Origin of the sequence: Brucella lupini (assembly GCF_002252535.1) — a bacterium.
GTDB classification, from domain to species: Bacteria; Pseudomonadota; Alphaproteobacteria; order Rhizobiales; family Rhizobiaceae; genus Brucella; species Brucella anthropi.
In genome coordinates this window covers 1-17,181 of the sequence record NZ_NNRN01000037.1, presented here as the reverse complement: position 1 = coordinate 17,181, position 17,181 = coordinate 1, and the positions used below count along the sequence as shown (strand labels likewise).

Below are 17,181 nucleotides of genomic sequence, written 5' to 3'. Positions count from 1 at the left end.
TTGTTCGAGTATTGCTTGAGAAAGCCCAAAAATATTGTGAGGAACTTTTACGATCCTGCTTGCGCTTGCAATTTCAGGTAGTTAGAGCATCTGTCTGCCTGACCGATTCAGGCTGTGTGTTTTAAGCAGTTGTTTCAGCCGTATTTACGCGATGTCGAAACCTCCCTTTCGTCAGCGAATTCGTTCTGGCAATGGCTTGCACAGACACCGTTTTAATTTGCGCTGAAAGGACCAGCATCGTGGAGCAGGCAAAGAACGGAACCCGTAAGGGTGGGCGCAAGGCGCTGTGGGCGGCAGTTGCGGTAATCGCTATCGCTGCCGCCGGTTTGACCGGATACAAGATCACACTTGAGAAGACGATCACGTCGCAGCTTGAAAAGCGTGGCGGCAAAGCATCTTCCGTCGAAGCCGACTTTCTCGGACGTATTCATCTGCGCGACGTGACGTTGCCGTTGAAGGATGGCTCCAACGTCCGTATCGCTTCGGTTGACGGTCGCCCCAAGTTTCTGTTCCTGACCGGCATGTTGAATGCGTCGGGCATTGATACGGAGATCGGAAACTACAAGATTTCCATTCCAAGCGTGGCAATCGAAGACGCTAATTTCGATACAGCCATGCTGAAGGATACTTTCGGCAATAGCGGTCTGACGCTGCCGGAACGCGTTGGTCGTTTCTCGGCAAAGCGCCTGACTGCGCAGGAAATCAAGGTTGTCCAGACAGTCGCGAATAACGAACAGAACATCGTCTATAAAGACGTTGCGCTGGAAGATATCAACCTCGGTAAGGTTGCTCGTTATACGGCGGGCGGCACGATTTTCGACTTCACGATCCAAGTGCCGGGTGAAGACGGTGAAAAAGTCACGGACAAGATGACAGGCACCATGGGTGCCGCAGAGGGCAAAGACATTGATGGTGTCTTCCTCGCCCGCCTCTATACCGAAAAGGCAGGCCCGGACGATAAGGAAGCAAAGCCGGTCTATGGCCCGTTTTCGGCGAAGAACATCGTCATGAAGACGAAGGATGCGAACTTCAGCTACGATGAGATTCGCAGCAACGGTTTCACGGCTCGTATGCCCGCCGTACCGTTCACCGAAACCTTGGAGAAGCTCCAGTCTCTCGAAAATGCGGACGAACTTTCACAGGATGAGACGCGCGAGCTTATTCTTCAGTTGAGTTCCCTGTTCGACACGATCGGTAAGGGCGATGTCGAAATGCTCGGCATGAAGATCGAGCCAACTGATGCATCGAAAGGCAAGGGCGGTATCGAACGCGTCGCAGTTGCTTTCGACAATCAGAAGATGGACGCGACCATCAAAGGCTTGGCCTTCTCCGAAGGTCAGGACTACATGAAGATGGAGGAAGCTTCCTTGAAGGGCTTCTCCTGGGCGACTTCAGTCGAAGCCTTGAAGAAGTTTGCGGCGCTGAATGAGGACGAAGTTGAAAACTTCCCTTTCACGACCATGCTTCCGGAATTCGGCACGCTTCGGGTAGTGGGGATCGACGCCGATCTGCCATACGAAAAGTCTGAAGATGTGGACGCAGGCGAGGAAAATGCGGATGAAGGAGAGCAGGCTGCAACCGAAGAATCGTCGGTTCCTTCGCTGCCTGAACGCATTCAGTTTGCCATGAAGAGCTATGAAGTCGCTCTCAACAAGCCTTACAACGGTATTCCGACCGATGTGCGCGTCGCTTACGAAGACATGTCGATCAAAGTGCCGACACAGGCTGATGACGAGTTCTACCAGCAGCTTCGGAAGCTTGGTTATGATAGTCTCACCATGTCTTCAAACTTCGAAGCAAGCTGGGATGAGGCAAATCAGGATCTGATCATCAAGGACATTTCGATCAGCGGTAAGGATATGGGTTCCGTATCCATGTCTGGTTTGATGGGCGGCCTGACGAAGGAATTCTTCTCTGGCGATAAGGTGATGATGCAGGTCGCTCTGCTCGGGCTCAAGGCCAAGCAGGTAAACCTGAAGGTTGAGGAAAAGGGCATTATCGCCAACGCGATCAAAATTTATGCCGAAGAAAAAGATATGTCGGAAGACGAAGTACGCGGCACGATGTCTCTGATGGCTGCAGCCGCTCTGCAAGAGCTGGCAGCGGAGCAGCCACAGTTGCAGGATGTTGCGACGGCGTTTTCGACGTTCCTGGCTAAGCCGAATATTTTCGAGCTGACTGTCAAGTCGAAAGCCGAAAAAGGCATTGGCGCTCTCGAAATGGTAGCTGCATCGCAGGATCCGACCTTGCTGCTCGACAAGGTCGATATCGAAGCCAAGGCGGAATGATCGACTATTCCGCTGATCTGAGCGAAACGCCGGCCTTTGGCCGGCGTTTCTGTAATCAGAGCTTCACCAAAACATTACACAAGGGTCATGCCCTTGATATATAAGGGTCCTAGTAAGCCTCGGAAATAACGAGGCCAACATGACCAGAAAAAATGTCCTGCTTATCGTCGTTGATCAATGGCGAGCAGATTTTATCCCCCACCTGATGCGGGCGGAGGGGCGCGACCCCTTCCTCAAAACTCCCAATCTTGATCGCCTTTGCCGGGAAGGCTTGACCTTCCGCAACCACGTCACAACCTGTGTGCCATGTGGACCAGCAAGGGCAAGCCTGCTTACTGGCCTTTACCTGATGAACCATCGGGCAGTGCAGAACACTGTTCCGCTTGATCAGCGCCATTTGAACCTCGGCAAAGCCCTCCGCGCCATCGGCTATGATCCCGCGCTCATTGGTTACACGACGACGACGCCTGACCCGCGTTCGACGTCCCCAAGAGATCCGCGTTTCACGGTTCTTGGCGATATCATGGACGGGTTTCGCTCAGTGGGCGCATTCGAACCCAATATGGACGGATATTTCGGCTGGGTGGCGCAGAACGGTTTTGAACTGCCGGAGAACCGGGAAGATATCTGGCTGCCAGAAGGTGAGCATTCCGTTCCCGGTGCTACCGACAAACCGTCGCGTATCCCGAAGGAATTCTCGGATTCTACATTCTTCACCGAACGTGCGCTGACATATCTGAAGGGCAGGGACGGCAAGCCCTTCTTCCTGCATCTCGGTTACTACCGCCCGCACCCGCCATTCGTCGCTTCCGCGCCTTATCATGCGATGTACAAGGCCGAAGATATGCCTGCGCCGGTTCGGGCGGAAAGTCCGGATGCCGAAGCGGCACAGCATCCGCTTATGAAGCACTATATCGATCATATCAGGCGTGGTTCGTTTTTCCATGGGGCGGAAGGCTCTGGCGCAACGCTGGACGAAGGCGAGATTCGCCAGATGCGCGCCACCTATTGCGGCCTGATTACGGAAATCGACGATTGTCTGGGGCGGGTCTTCGCTTACCTTGATGAAACTGGTCAGTGGGACGACACACTAATCATCTTCACCAGCGACCATGGTGAGCAGCTCGGCGATCATCATCTGCTCGGCAAGATCGGCTACAACGACGAAAGTTTCCGTATTCCTTTGGTTATAAAGGACGCGGGGGAGAACCGGCACGCTGGCCAGATCGAAGATGGTTTTTCCGAAAGCATCGATGTTATGCCAACCATCCTCGAATGGCTGGGTGGGGAAACGCCGCGCGCTTGCGACGGGCGTTCGCTGCTGCCGTTTCTGGGTGAGGGAAAACCCGCCGACTGGCGCACAGAATTGCATTACGAATTCGACTTCCGCGACGTCTTCTACGATCAGCCGCAGAACTCGGTGCAGCTCTCCCAGGATGATTGCAGCCTCTGTGTGATCGAGGACGAAAACTACAAATACGTGCATTTTGCGGCCCTGCCGCCGCTGTTCTTCGATTTGAAGGCGGACCCGCACGAATTCAACAACCTGGCTGAAGACCCCGCTTATGCGGCTCTCGTTCGCGACTACGCCCAGAAGGCTTTGTCGTGGCGGCTGTCTCATGCCGACCGGACACTGACCCATTACAGATCCGGCCCGCAAGGGCTGACAACGCGCAACCATTGATCTCAGGAGCAACCAAATGATCAATCTGACCCGACGCGGGATGCTTGGCCTTTCAGCCGGTGCCGCCGGTTCGCTCGTCCTGCCGCGATTTGCAATCGCACAGGCTGACAATCGCCCATCGATCACCATTGCTGTGCAGAAGGTGGCAAACAGCAACACGCTCGACGTTCTTCGCGAACAGTCGAATGTCGGCGAACGCGTTTTCTTTTCCAGTATCTGGGAGGCGTTGATCGACCGCGACTGGCTGGGCGGTCTTTCGGCTGTGCCTGGTCTTGCGACCGAATGGACCCGCATCGATGACAAGACGGTCGAGCTAAAGCTCCGCCAGGGGGTGAAGTTCCACAATGGCGATGAGATGACCGCCGAAGACGTTGCCTTCACTTTTGGCAAGGAGCGCATGTTTGGCGACACGCAACCAGCCGAAGGCAAGACGATTTACGTCACGGAGAAAAATCCGCTCGGTCGTGAAAGCAAGGAACTGCCGCTTGAAGTGCCAGCGACGGCACGTCGTTCCTGGCCAGCTTTGCTGGGTGTCGAAATTGTCGACAAATACACGGTGCGCTTCAAGAACGGTACGCCAGACGTCACCATGGAAGGCCGTATCTCCCGTTACGGCAGCCAGATTATGAGCCGTCGTGGCTGGGAAGAGTCGCCTAGCTATCTCGACTGGGCGCGCAAGCCGGTTACCACCGGGCCCTACAAGGTTGTCGAGTTCAAGCCGGACAACATGCTGGTGCTCGAAGCTCACGACGAATATTGGGGTGGACGCCCACCGCTGAAGCAAATCCGTTTCATCGAGGTGCCGGAAGTTGCCTCCCGCATCAATGGTCTGCTCTCGGGCGAATATCAGTTTGCCTGCGATATTCCACCGGATCAGATCGAAGGTATCGAAAAGAATGACGCTTTCGAGGTTCAGGGCGGTACGATCCTCAACCACCGTCTAACTGTGTTCGACAAGTTCCATCCGCAGCTGGAAAATCCGTTGGTGCGTCGCGCATTTACCCATGCGATCGACCGTCAGGCGATCGTGGATTCGTTGTGGGCCGGTCGTACGGTCGTTCCGGCTGGTCTCCAGTGGGACTACTATGGCGATATGTTCGTTCAGGGCTGGAGTGTTCCGGAATATAACCCGGATCTCGCCAAGCAGCTTCTGAAGGAAGCCGGTTACAAGGGCGATGCCATCCCTTACCGCCTGCTCAACAACTACTACACGAACCAGACCCCAACCGCGCAGATCCTTGTGGAGATGTGGAACCAGGTGGGGCTGAACGTCGAAATTCAGATGCAGGAAAACTGGCAGCAGGTTCTGGAGAAGAGCCCGGGGCGTGCCGTGCGCGACTGGTCCAACTCCGCACCGTTCAACGATCCGGTTTCGTCTATCGTCAGCCAGCATGGCCCGAATGGTCAGCAGCAACAGGTTGGTGAATGGACGAATGAGGAGGCGAACAAGCTTTCCGTCATTATGGAAACGAGCACGGATCACGCCAAGCGCAAGGAAGCATTCAAACGGATGCTGGAAATCTGCGAACGTGAAGATCCAGCCTACACCGTCCTCCACCAGAACGCGACTTTCACCGCCAAGCCTAAGTCATTGAAGTGGAAGGCGGCGCCCGCTTTCGCGATGGACTTCCGCAAAAACAACTGGGCCTGATCCATTTGTAGAGGCGAGCCCGGTTCAATCGGGCTCGCTTTTCCTTTGGGGTTTCAAACCCCGCGACTGTGAATGAACCAGAAGGATTGCATGATGCCGCTGGTCGAAATTTCCAATCTCAAAGTGGCCTTTGATGGCGTGCCGGTTCTGCATGGTATCGACCTTTCGATTGAGCGAGGCGAAGCTGTCGGATTAGTCGGGGAGTCCGGCTGCGGCAAGTCTGTCACCTGGCTGGCAGCGCTCGGTCTCTTGCCGAAAAAGGCGTCGATCTCCGGTAGTGTTCTCCTTGAAGGAACAGAATTGCTGACCGCATCGCGCAGCACGCTCGAAGGTGTTCGGGGTGGCCGTATTGCGATGATCTTTCAGGATCCATCGAGTTCCCTAAATCCGGTTATTCGGGTCGGGCGCCAGATTGAGGAGGCCGTGCGGCTTCATCGCAATCTGAGAGGACCTGCAGCCCGATCAGAAGTTTTGCGATTGATGGAACTGGTGGGAATACCCGATGCGCGTCGCCGCATCGATAATTATCCGCACGAATTTTCCGGTGGCCAGAACCAGCGTTTGATGATTGCCATGGCGCTGGCGGGCAATCCCGATATCCTTATCGCGGATGAGCCCACGACAGCACTTGATGCTACGATTCAGGCTCAAATTCTTGATCTATTGGCTGCATTGCGTGCGGAAACCGGCATGGCTGTGGTCTTTATCAGCCATGATCTTGGTGCAGTGTCGCAAATTTGCGAACGTGTTTCCGTCATGTATGCCGGGCGTATCGTTGAACAGGCCCGGACCGAAGCGCTCTTTGCTGCTCCGCGCCATCCTTATACGCACGGCCTGTTCGATTCCATTCCGAACCTTGATGGCGGGCGCAATCGTCTGATCCCCATTGAGGGCACAGTTCCTGAGCCGGGCAAGCTTCCGCAAGGTTGCGCATTTTCGCCACGCTGCTTGAGCGCGAATGATCTCTGCGCGCGAAGCCTCCCCAGACTCGGTGTTCCGCAGGACGATGCCGGTGAGGGGCGCATGGTCTCGTGCTTTCATCCCTATCCGGCTACCTCGCATTTGCTGCCATCCATGAGTGACCATGTTTCAGTCCCGACGAGCACAAGGGCAATAGCACAATGACAGCCGCTCTCATCGAAGCTCGTGACCTTGTCAAAACCTACACATCGCGCAAAGGTCCGTTCGCAAAACCGGTCGCGGTGCGCGCGGTCGACGGGCTTTCCATATCGGTCGCTCCGGCAACAACACTGGGCATTGTTGGCGAGTCCGGTTCGGGTAAATCCACGACCGGGCGGCTGCTTCTCGGTCTGGAAGATCCCAGCGAGGGAGAGGTGACGTTTGAAGGTTCAGCCCTACCTCGCCAGAAGACCGCAAGCTGGCGCGCTTTGCGGGCGCGTATGCAGCTTGTCTATCAGGACCCTCTGGCAGCTCTGGACCGACGGTTGCCGATTGGCCGTCAGATTGCCGAGCCACTGGAGATTCACGGAATTGGAACCGCTGCTGAGCAGAAAGCGCGTGTTGCAGAGCTGATGCGAGCGGTCGGCCTTCGTTCCGATCAGGCTTCGCGCTATCCGCATGAGCTTTCAGGCGGGCAGCGCCAGCGTGTCGTCATTGCACGCGCCATCGCATGCAAGCCGCAACTCATTGTTTGCGACGAACCTGTATCGGCGCTGGATGCTTCCATTCAGGCGCAGGTTGTGAATCTTTTGCGCGATTTGCAGGAACGCGAAGGCATCGCCATGGTTTTCATCAGCCATGATCTGAAGGTGGTACGCAATATTTCGGATCGTGTTGCGGTCATGTATCTGGGCCGGATCGTCGAAGAGGCGTCCTCGGACGAGATTTTTGCCAAACCGCTTCACCCCTACACGCAGGCGCTGGTGTCCAGTGTCCCTGTCGCTGGAACTCCTCTCAGTGATCGCATCATCCTGCAGGGAGAGCCGCCGAACCCTGCCGCGCGACCTAATGGCTGTGCGTTTCACCCCCGCTGCCGTTTCGCGGCTCCGCGCTGCAGCAGCGAGACACCTGAACTTCTCGACATGCCAGCGGGACGCAAAGTGGCCTGCCATTTTGCAGGAAGCCTGCAGACGGACAATATTCATGCTTAGATTTTTGATGGTTCGCGGGGTTCGCGCATTTGTGACCATTCTTCTTGTGGTGACATTTGCTTTCGTCGTTTTGCGTATGTCCGGTGATCCGGCCCAGATCATCATGGGACCGGACGCGCCACCGGAAGCGATAGCTGCCTTCCGGAAAAACTGGGGGCTCGATGATCCGCTCTGGCAGCAATATTTGCGCTATTTCGGCGCTATTGCGCGCGGCGATCTTGGGATATCGATGCGCGATGGCCAATCTGCAATCGCACTGGTGACCGAGCGCATTCCCGCGACGCTTCAACTTACGATACCGGCATTGTTGATCAAACTTGGGCTTGGCATTCCGGCCGGAATTTATGCTGCGTTGCATCGCAACAGCTTCATTGACCGGGCTGTCATGGCTACTGCCGTCATCGGCTTCACTTTACCGAGTTTTGTACTTGGCTTGTTGCTCGTGCTGGTGTTCTCGGTTTCGTTGGGCTGGTTGCCCTCGGGCGGGCAGGACAGCTGGATGCATGCCATTCTACCCATAATCACCATGGGGCTCGGCGGCGCGGCCATTCTGGCGCGGTTCTCCCGCAGCGCAATGATCGAGATTCTGGGGCAGCCCTATATTCGCACGGCGAGTGCCAAAGGTGTGTCCTGGCGAAATGTTGTCTGGCGTCATGCACTGCCTAACGCGGCCATTCCGATTGTCACTATCGTCGGATTTATGGTCGGATCGCTGATTGCAGGTGCGGTGGTAGTTGAATCGCTCTTTTCCTGGCCAGGCGTGGGCAGATTGCTCGTGGTTTCGGTAGCCAATCGCGATCTTGCTATCGTGCAATGCATATTGCTTCTCGTGGCCGCGACGATGGTGATCTCCAATTTCATTGTTGATCTTCTCTATGGTTATCTCGATCCGCGTCTGCGTCAGGCGCAGGGCAAGGCGTGAGGCTGAACCGATGACGGATATGACCGCCAATACTGCCACTGTTTCCACGCAACCGAAAAAGAGCCGTAAAAGCATTCCGCTGATGGTTATCATCGGCTTTATCTGGATCGCCGCAATGATCCTGATTGCGCTGACTGCGGACTGGATAAAACCCTACAACATCACAGCCTTTGACCTGAAAAACCGCCTCGCACTGCCGGGGAACGCACAGCATTGGCTGGGTACCGATGAGCTGGGACGTGACGTGCTTTCACGCCTTATCGAATCCATTCGCATTTCGCTGCTCATCGCGTTTGGTGCGACGATCATTTCAGCGGTGTTCGGGACGACACTGGGTTTCCTCGCAGCTTATTTTCGAGGCGCGGTGGAGCAGGTTGTAGTCATGCTGGCTGATTTTCAGGCGGCGCTGCCATTCCTGATTTTGTCGCTTGCCGTGCTGGCATTTTTCGGAAGCTCGCTTCTTTTGCTGACCTGCCTGATGGGCTTCTACGGCTGGGAACGTTATGCCCGTATCGCGCGTGGGCTGGCTGTCTCAGCGAATGCACAGGGTTATGCAGCAGCGGTTACCCAGCTCGGCGCTACGCCGTCGCGAGTGTATCTCAAACACATCCTCCCGAACATTGCTTCAACGCTAATCGTCTCGATGACGCTGACATTCCCGGAGATTATTCTCCTTGAAAGCAGCCTCTCGTTTCTGGGCCTCGGTGTGCAGCCGCCGATGACCAGCCTTGGTAATATGGTTGGTTATGGTCGCGAATATCTCACTCGCGCACCGTGGATCATGCTCGCGCCGTCATTTGTGATCATGTTCACGACGCTGTCGATCAGCTTTGTGGGTGATTGGCTACGCGACAAGCTGGACCCGACCACGAGATAAGACCGGTCACCTTCCAACACTTGGACCTTGCGATTCTGAAAGCGAGTTGTTTAGTGTGAGGCGACAGAATTATTATAGGAACTGACGTCTTATGTTGAAGAACATCAATCCATTGCTGACCGGCTCGCTGCTCGAGGTTCTTGCCGATATGGGGCACGGAGACGATCTCGTGATTGTTGATGCCAATTATCCGGCGCAGTCCTCTGGTGTCCACGTGCTGGACTTTCCGGGGATCACTGCAACGGATATGGCCGAGGCTGTGTTGTCGCTGTTGCCTTTGGACGATTTTGTCGACAAGCCAGCCGCCGTCATGCAGGCGCCCAATGAAACGCCGGCGATTTTCAAGGAATTTGAATCGGTCATAGAAAAGGCTGAAGGGCGAAAGATTTCCGTCGATCCAGTTGAAAGATTTGCTTTTTATCACCGCGCTCGCGATGCGTTCGCGATCATTCGGACCGGTGAGAAGCGGCTTTATGGCAATATCATTTTCAAGAAGGGCGTCATCCGCTCTTGAACGGTGAAATTGACATCGGCGTATGAAAAACCCGGGCATTGAGCCCGGGTTTTTTTATTTCAGCTTTATTCCTGTGGCTTCTCTGCCTGATCCTTCATCGGGCCTTTGTGCTCACCACCTTTGTGGTTGCCCATGTGATGTGGACCTTTGTGGTGAGAGCCTCTGGCTTGGTGATGCATCTTCGCGGCGCGCATTTCGCTGCGATCGATTTTGCCATCCTCATTTCGATCCAGTGCAGCGAATTCCTTCTTACGCTGGTTCTCCACTTCCGCAAGCGTAACCTTGCCATCACCATTGACGTCGAGGCGACGCTCCATGCGGTCAGCTGCCCGGCTCACGATGCGCTTGAGTGCCAGTGCTTCGATTTCGGCGCGAGAAAGTACGCCGTCGCCATCGGTATCGGCGGCCTTGAGGTCATCCATGCGTGAGAATTTCTCAAGGTCGACAGGGCCACGCTTGCCCTTCATGTCCTTGTTTGGGGCAACGGCCGTCTCTGCTGCCGGTTTATCAGTATTTGCATTGCTATTTTCTTGTGCCAGTGCGGGTACAGCAAGCAAAGATGTTGCAATTACAGCGATAAATGCGGTTTTCGATTTCATGGCTATTTGACTCCATTACTCTTTACAGGGGCGCCGCTAAAAGGCGTGCGAGTAATGTCTGTCTTTTTAGATGAACCGCATATGAATATGCCAATTAATTATCGGTAATGTATTGGGGAGTGTATGAGCAAACCAGAGCTGAAGCATTCTCCAAAGCGAAAAAGCATCCGCAGGCACTGAGACACATATTCGTTCGGGCGAGAAGAATTTTTCTGATCCATCAGGATCAGTTATCAGCGGAAGCGTTTGTTTTCAGAAGAGAAAATGGTGGGTGATGTAGGGATCGAACCTACGACCCGCTGATTAAGAGTCAGCTGCTCTACCAACTGAGCTAATCACCCACTCGCTTTGCCGAGGCAGCGGCCCCGGTGAAGTGAGCGGTTCTATAACGGCCTCTTTTCCACCTGTCCAGCCTCCAACTGCAAAATTTCTGAAAAAAATAACAGCTTGCGTAAAAAGCCCGGAAATGCGGGCCTTCCGAAAATCCATATCTGCGCGTTACCGGTGTCTTTTTCAGGGTATGTGCATTCTGGTTGTGTTTTCTGGTCGCTCTTTTGAGAATCAAAAATGAGAGATTCTTGATTTGATTCATTTTTTCACGTTTTCGGCGTTGTAAGCGGAACCCTGCGGCTCCATATTCGCCGATGCTGGACTAATACGTGCGGTGGGGAGGTTTCGTTCAGGGAGTAGAGTCACGCTGCAAATGTCGCAGCCATGTCATCAATTATTGATGCTTGTCTGAGAAACTACGGCATATAAAAGACTTGATCGGTTGGTAGTGGTTCTGAAGTCACGGACACCGGCGCCGCCCCTAAAATTTGTCAGAGCAAGGCGCTTTATGCACCGGGTTGCCCTTGCCGAAGAAAACAGAAACGGCTCATATCGTTTCAAAATCCGGTTCGCGACATTTGAGGACGGAATGGAAAGTATAATAGGCGATCTCGGACAGTTTATTTCCGATCATCGGGCATGGGCTGGGCCTATCGTGGGCGTTATCGCCTTCGGCGAATCTCTCGCCATTATAGGAATGTTCATTCCAGCTACGCCGATCATGATCGCTATTGGCGGCCTCGTGGGTGCCGGAATCATCGAACCCATTCCCGTTATAATCGGTGCGATTATCGGCGCAGTGATTGGCGATATCATCTCCTATTTCCTGGGCTGGTGGCTGGGCCGCAATATTATTCACAAGTGGCCGCTCAACAAGCACCGCAGCGGTGTGGCGCGTGCACGCCTTCTCTTCCGTCGCTATGGTTTTTCTGCAGTGTTCCTTGGTCGTTTCTTCGGCCCCGTGCGCTGTACCGTGCCGATGGTTGCCGGTATGATGTCTATGGATCAGACGCGCTTCCAGACAGCCAATGTCCTCTCCGCGCTTGTATGGGCTCCGCTGATGTTCCTTCCGGGCTGGCTGGCAGGTCGTGGAGCAGGCGTTTTCGCCAGAATGGATGGCGATCACATGTTCTGGTTCGTGATCGGAATCACTATCGTCACCATCATTGCGACGGTTATCGGTGTGCGCTTTTTCAAAGCTCGTCCACGTCGGGAGCGTAAGCGCCGCGTTCAGGTCTCTCCAGCCGAATAATCGACCTCTTGTGCTACAGGCTTCGGTCTGCATAATAACAGACCATATGTTCCATGTGGCAACCGGTGTGGCTGAGGATTCAGGCCTCGCGACACCTCATATAAGGTTCATCGCGCTTTATGCCCGACGACAGTTCTGACGATTCGTCTTCTCGAAGTCCGAATTCCCCGGAGGGGGGGTCGGGCTTCCAGCGCATTGAACAATTCCCGATAGACTGCGCCCGGAAGAGACTGGACTGCACAAATGCAGCCCGGTCACAAAGCTGTTGCGACGAATTTCCCAATTTCCATTTCTGCTGATCTTTAAAGGAGCCGACACATCATGGACTGGTCCATGGACTGGATTGCCGACCCCAATGCCTGGATAGGTTTGGTGACATTGGTGGTGCTCGAGATTGTTCTCGGTATCGACAATCTCGTCTTTATTGCCATTCTGGCCGACAAACTGCCCCCACACCAACGTAATCGCGCGCGACTTATCGGCCTTACTCTGGCTCTTTTGATGCGTCTGGTGTTGCTGGCGTCGATTTCCTGGATCGTCACCCTCCGTGAGCCATTGGTTTCGCTGATGGGGATGTCTTTCTCGGGCCGAGACATCATCATGCTAATTGGTGGTCTGTTTCTCCTTGCCAAGGGCACGATGGAGCTGCATGAGCGGCTGGAGGATGATCATGGGCCTAAGAGTTCCAAGGTCGTACATGCTGTGTTCTGGCAGGTGATCGTTCAGATTGTCGTGCTTGATGCCGTGTTCTCGCTGGATAGTGTCATCACGGCTGTGGGCATGGTTCAGCATCTGCCGGTCATGATGATTGCTGTCATTATCGCCATCGGCGTGATGATGCTTGCTTCCAAGCCGCTGATGGATTTTGTCAACAAACACCCCACCGTTGTCATCCTGTGTCTTGGCTTCCTGATGATGATCGGTTTCAGTCTGGTCGTGGAGGGTTTCGGCTTCCATATTCCAAAGGGATATCTTTATGCGGCGATCGGCTTCTCGGTGTTGATCGAAGCGGCCAACCAGATGTCGCGACACAATCGCGAAAAGCTGGTCACGACCAACGATCTGCGAGAGCGCACTGCGGGTGCCGTCCTACGTCTACTCGGTGGCAGTCGCGGCGAAAGCCCGCTTTCCGACACGGTTGACGTGATTGCCCAGCAGACAGCGGCCAGTGATGTCTTCCTGCCGGAAGAAAAGGAAATGATCCGCGGCGTTCTTGATCTGGCTGATCGACCTGTGCGTTCCATCATGTCGCCGCGCAACGAGATCGAGTGGCTTGACCTCGATGAAGACGAAGCAGAACTTGATGCGGCCATTCGGGAGCTGTCACATTCTCGCGTCATCGTCGCGCGCCGTCAGGTGGACGAGTTCATCGGTGTGGCGTTGGTCCGGGACCTTTTGCTCGACATTGGTGACAAGAAGCCTGTCGACTGGGACAAGATCGTAAAGCAGCCGCTTGTCGTGCATGAAAATGCAAACGTGCTGCGCGTTATGGAGCAGTTGCGTAATTCACCTGTCCAGATCGCAGTCGTCGTCGATGAGCATGGCTCTTTCGAAGGTGTCGTGACGCCGACCGACGTTCTGGAAGCCATTGCTGGTGAGTTCCCGGATGAAGACGAAGAGGCGGCTGTCGCGCAGTCGGACGGGCAGGGTGGTTATCTTGTAGACGGCTTTACCGATATTCGCCGGTTAAGCGGCCTTCTGGAACGCGACCTTCTGGATGACGGTGACCGTTATACTACCCTTGCTGGCTATGTTCTCTGGCATCTCGGACACCTGCCTTTGGGTGGAGAAAGCTTCGTTGCCGATGGCCTGGAGTTCAAGATTGAGTCGATGAATGGTCGTCATATCGGCAAGGTACGCATTGTCCCCTCATCCGACTATGAGGTTTAACAGGAATGAATTTGCGGGTTGTTTGGTCTGGCTCGCAAATTATTTCACGCAGTTAACTCCGATAAAATAAGTGGGTTATTGACAAAAGCCGAGAAGCCTTCAAAATTAACCTATCGTTCATTGTTGCGGCGAAAACGCGATGATATTTGAGCGTAAGGCAATGAGGAGGCCAGGCATGAAGCGAACCGTTCAGCTGCTCGCTACGAAAATGAAGAATACGGTTTTGCGTGTTCCGGGCTTTCTGGAGCGGCCTTGGAGTGAGATGAAGTTGAATGCGGAAGAGATTGCAGCCCGCCGCCGTAGTCGGCTGGAGCGTGGCGAGCATAACTTTCTCTGGTGCTGGCAGCATCGCGGTTTCTGGTAAGTCCAGAGTCTAAGAAAGTTATGAAGGCAGGAGACGGAGGTCTCCTGCCTTTTTGCATTTCATTTTATGGTTTCGCTCCTGATGAGAATTATTTTCTCACGCCAGCATGAGGTTTGGGTACGGGTTCCATGAATGGTGATAAAAGTAGTTTATATATTTAAATCAATGATTTAGATTGATTTTGTCTCTTCTCTCGTTAGATTTGTTTTCCGAAAACAATCCAGTTTAGAGCGCTTTTCGCAAACAGCGTGGTGGGGATGGGTCTAATGAGAAAAATTATTCTATATGCGGCGGTAGCCCTCGGTCTCGGCTCTGCACCGGTTCAGGCACAGGAGCCGAAGGAAATACTCAATGTTTCCTATGACATTGCGCGGGAACTCTACGAACAGATCAATCAAGCCTTCATCGCTGACTGGAAGACCAAGACCGGCGAGGACCTAACCGTCAATCAATCCCATGCTGGCTCCTCCAAGCAGGCGCGTTCTATTCTGGAAGGGCTTGAGGCGGATGTGGTGACCTTCAATCAGGTGACCGACGTTCAGGTCCTCCATGACAAGGGTAATCTGATTCCCGCGGACTGGCAGAAGCGGCTTCCTAACAACTCCTCGCCTTACTATTCGCTCCCTGCATTCCTCGTTCGTGAGGGCAATCCGAAGAACATCAAGAATTGGGACGATCTGGCGCGTGACGACGTGAAGGTGATCTTCCCGAACCCGAAGACCTCAGGCAATGCGCGCTATACCTATCTTGCTGCGACGGCCTATGCGAACGAGGCGTTCAAGGGTGATCAGGCGAAGGTACACGAGTTCATCGGGAAGATTTTCAAGAATGTTCCAGTCTTCGATACCGGCGGACGTGGAGCAACGACGACTTTTGCCGAACGTGGCATTGGCGACGTGCTGGTGACGTTTGAAGCAGAAACACGCGGAACCGAAAAGGTTCTCGGACCGGACAAATATGATGTTGTCGTACCGGAAGTCAGCCTGCTGGCAGAGTTTCCCGTTACGGTCGTCGACAAGGTGGTAGACAAGCGTGGATCGCGCAAGATAGCGGAAGCCTATCTGAACTATCTCTATTCGCCGGAAGGTCAGGAAATTCTGGCTCAGAACTTCAACCGTGTGCACGACAAGGATGTCATTGCAAAGCACAAGGACATCTATCCTGATGTGCGTCTCGTGACGGTTGAAGATGCTTTCGGTGGCTGGGAGAAGGTGCAGAAGGAACATTTCGCCGAAGGCGGGGTGCTTGATCAGCTATTCACAGGCAAATAACAAAGCCAACTGGCGATCCCGGACGGGATCGCCTTGCTTTTTGGAAAAATCCAGTGGCGCTTCTAAGCATGAAACGTAATTCTGTGCTGCCGGGGTTCGGACTGACCCTCGGCTGCACTTTGCTTTATCTGGCTGTTATCGTGGCCTTGCCACTGCTGGCCATGATTCTGAAAACGGCAAGTCTTGGCTGGAGTGACTTCTGGAGCATTGTGACTTCAGATCGGGCGCTAGCGACCTATAAGATCACCTTGAGCGCAGCCGCAGTGGCCACTGTTTTTAACGGCTTGTTCGGTCTTCTGCTGGCTTGGGTACTGACGCGATATGAATTTCCCGGCAAACGTCTGATCGATGCCGCCGTCGATCTTCCTTTCGCGCTGCCGACTGCCATAGCCGGTCTGGCATTGGTGACGCTATTTGCCCAAAATGGCTGGTTTGGACGGTTCATTGAACCGATCGGGATAAAGGTTGCTTATGCGCCGCTCGGCATCATGATCGCGATGTTTTTCACCAGCATCCCGTTCGTTATCCGCACGGTTCAGCCGGTGCTTGAAGATATGAGTGCTGATGTGGAAGAAGCTGCCCGCAGCCTTGGGGCCAGCTCCTGGCAGACATTCTCACACATTATCTGGCCGACCATCTTTCCAGCTTTCCTTGCAGGCTCGTCGCTGTCCTTTGCCCGCAGCCTCGGTGAGTTTGGTTCGATTGTCTTTATCTCTGGCAATCTCCCCTTTGAAACCGAAGTGACGTCGTTGCTCGTTTTCATCCGACTCGACGAGTATGACTATCCTGCAGCCGCTGCACTTGCATTCGTGATGCTCATTACGGCTTTCGTGATGCTTCTTGTGACCAATCTCATTCAAGCAAGGCAGCTTCGTTATGCAGAACGCTAGCGCAAGCCTGCAGGCACGAAATTCCGGACCGGTGCGCAATCTGTTGATCTGGCTGGCGGCTGGCTTGTCGGTGGTCTGCATTGGAGCGCCTCTGGCCATTATCTTCTCCTACGCATTCAGCAAGGGCGTCGATGTCTTCTTCGGTGAAATATTGAAGCCTGATACATTGCATGCGGTCTGGCTGACCATTCTCACAGCAATCGTCGTGGTGCCGATCAATATGGCGTTCGGTGTTTGTGTTGCTTGGCTTGTAACCAAGTTCCGTTTTCCGGGGCGGCGGTTGCTGATCACTTTCGTTGAGATACCGTTTTCAGTCTCGCCCATCGTGGCCGGCGTGACCTATCTCTTCCTGTATGGATCACAAGGTTTGCTGGGGCCATTGCTGGAAACTTATGACATCAAGGTGATGTTTACGGTTCCGGCGATCTTCCTTGTCAGTCTCTTCGTCACTTCACCTTTCGTGGCGCGTGAACTGATTCCGCTGATGGAAGTGCAGGTGTTGATTGCCACTGAGAACTGACCCAGCGTGGCCTGATAT

The 17,181-nt window shown here is 54.1% G+C and carries 14 protein-coding genes, 1 tRNA gene and 1 pseudogene; 14 read left to right on the top strand and 2 right to left on the bottom strand.

The features are described 5' to 3' along the window. The first annotated feature begins 239 nt into the window (after window positions 1-239). The 8 genes from CES86_RS05700 (at window position 240) to CES86_RS05665 (ending at window position 10,047) form a co-directional block, all read left to right on the top strand. Window positions 240-2,288 carry a hypothetical protein gene (locus CES86_RS05700; RefSeq protein WP_029928961.1) on the top strand — a complete coding sequence of 683 codons (2,049 nt, stop codon included), beginning with the start codon at window positions 240-242 and terminating at the stop codon, window positions 2,286-2,288. Between the two features lie 139 nt (window positions 2,289-2,427). After that, window positions 2,428-3,972 carry a phosphoric/sulfuric ester hydrolase PehA gene (gene pehA / locus CES86_RS05695; protein WP_029928959.1) on the top strand — a complete coding sequence of 515 codons (1,545 nt, stop codon included), beginning with the start codon at window positions 2,428-2,430 and terminating at the stop codon, window positions 3,970-3,972. A 16-nt stretch (window positions 3,973-3,988) separates the two neighbouring features. Beyond that, window positions 3,989-5,623, top strand: coding sequence for an ABC transporter substrate-binding protein (locus CES86_RS05690; RefSeq protein ID WP_010659805.1), 1,635 nt, complete (start codon window positions 3,989-3,991; stop codon window positions 5,621-5,623). 90 nt (window positions 5,624-5,713) lie between these two features. Next, window positions 5,714-6,748 carry an ABC transporter ATP-binding protein gene (locus CES86_RS05685; RefSeq protein ID WP_029928957.1) on the top strand — a complete coding sequence of 345 codons (1,035 nt, stop codon included), beginning with the start codon at window positions 5,714-5,716 and terminating at the stop codon, window positions 6,746-6,748. After that, on the top strand, window positions 6,745-7,734 hold the full coding sequence (locus tag CES86_RS05680; RefSeq protein ID WP_094513864.1) for an ABC transporter ATP-binding protein: 990 nt from the start codon (window positions 6,745-6,747) through the stop codon (window positions 7,732-7,734). Before CES86_RS05685 ends, CES86_RS05680 begins: the two co-directional genes overlap by 4 nt. Then, the gene (locus tag CES86_RS05675) at window positions 7,727-8,656 is read left to right on the top strand and encodes an ABC transporter permease (protein ID WP_012091824.1); all 930 of its coding nucleotides are present in this window, start codon (window positions 7,727-7,729) and stop codon (window positions 8,654-8,656) included. The genes CES86_RS05680 and CES86_RS05675 overlap by 8 nt, the downstream gene beginning before the upstream one ends. Before the next feature lie 10 nt (window positions 8,657-8,666). Continuing rightward, window positions 8,667-9,533 (top strand): ABC transporter permease, encoded by an 867-nt coding sequence (locus CES86_RS05670; protein ID WP_010659809.1) that lies wholly within the window; start codon window positions 8,667-8,669, stop codon window positions 9,531-9,533. Window positions 9,534-9,624: 91 nt separating this feature from the next. Further along, entirely contained in the window at window positions 9,625-10,047 is a 423-nt protein-coding gene (locus tag CES86_RS05665) for an RbsD/FucU family protein (RefSeq protein ID WP_010659810.1), read from the top strand. 65 nt (window positions 10,048-10,112) lie between these two features. Here the strand turns inward: CES86_RS05665 and CES86_RS05660 are convergent, their stop codons facing one another. Next, window positions 10,113-10,646, bottom strand: a complete 534-nt coding sequence (locus CES86_RS05660; protein WP_029928953.1) for an EF-hand domain-containing protein — start codon at window positions 10,644-10,646, stop codon at window positions 10,113-10,115. Window positions 10,647-10,911: 265 nt separating this feature from the next. Continuing rightward, window positions 10,912-10,987, bottom strand: a tRNA-Lys gene (locus CES86_RS05655). Between the two features lie 578 nt (window positions 10,988-11,565). Between CES86_RS05655 and CES86_RS05645 the strand changes: the two genes are divergently transcribed. From CES86_RS05645 to CES86_RS05620, 6 genes and pseudogenes are all read left to right on the top strand, one after another. Next, a complete protein-coding gene (locus tag CES86_RS05645; RefSeq protein ID WP_010659812.1) occupies window positions 11,566-12,228 on the top strand; it encodes a DedA family protein in 663 nt (220 codons plus the stop codon). Window positions 12,229-12,549: 321 nt separating this feature from the next. Further along, window positions 12,550-14,118, top strand: coding sequence for a TerC family protein (locus CES86_RS05640; protein WP_094513863.1), 1,569 nt, complete (start codon window positions 12,550-12,552; stop codon window positions 14,116-14,118). Between the two features lie 175 nt (window positions 14,119-14,293). Then, the gene (locus tag CES86_RS05635; RefSeq protein ID WP_010659814.1) at window positions 14,294-14,482 is read left to right on the top strand and encodes a hypothetical protein; all 189 of its coding nucleotides are present in this window, start codon (window positions 14,294-14,296) and stop codon (window positions 14,480-14,482) included. Between the two features lie 266 nt (window positions 14,483-14,748). Beyond that, the gene (locus CES86_RS05630; RefSeq protein ID WP_029928951.1) at window positions 14,749-15,753 is read left to right on the top strand and encodes a sulfate ABC transporter substrate-binding protein; all 1,005 of its coding nucleotides are present in this window, start codon (window positions 14,749-14,751) and stop codon (window positions 15,751-15,753) included. A 68-nt stretch (window positions 15,754-15,821) separates the two neighbouring features. Beyond that, window positions 15,822-16,643: a sulfate ABC transporter permease subunit CysT gene (gene cysT / locus CES86_RS05625; protein WP_094513862.1), complete on the top strand. Its 822-nt coding sequence runs from the start codon at window positions 15,822-15,824 to the stop codon at window positions 16,641-16,643. Beyond that, a pseudogene (locus CES86_RS05620) lies at window positions 16,630-17,139 on the top strand (sulfate ABC transporter permease subunit CysW); the annotation flags it as partial. The gene cysT and the pseudogene CES86_RS05620, both read left to right, overlap by 14 nt. Window positions 17,140-17,181: the final 42 nt, after the last annotated feature.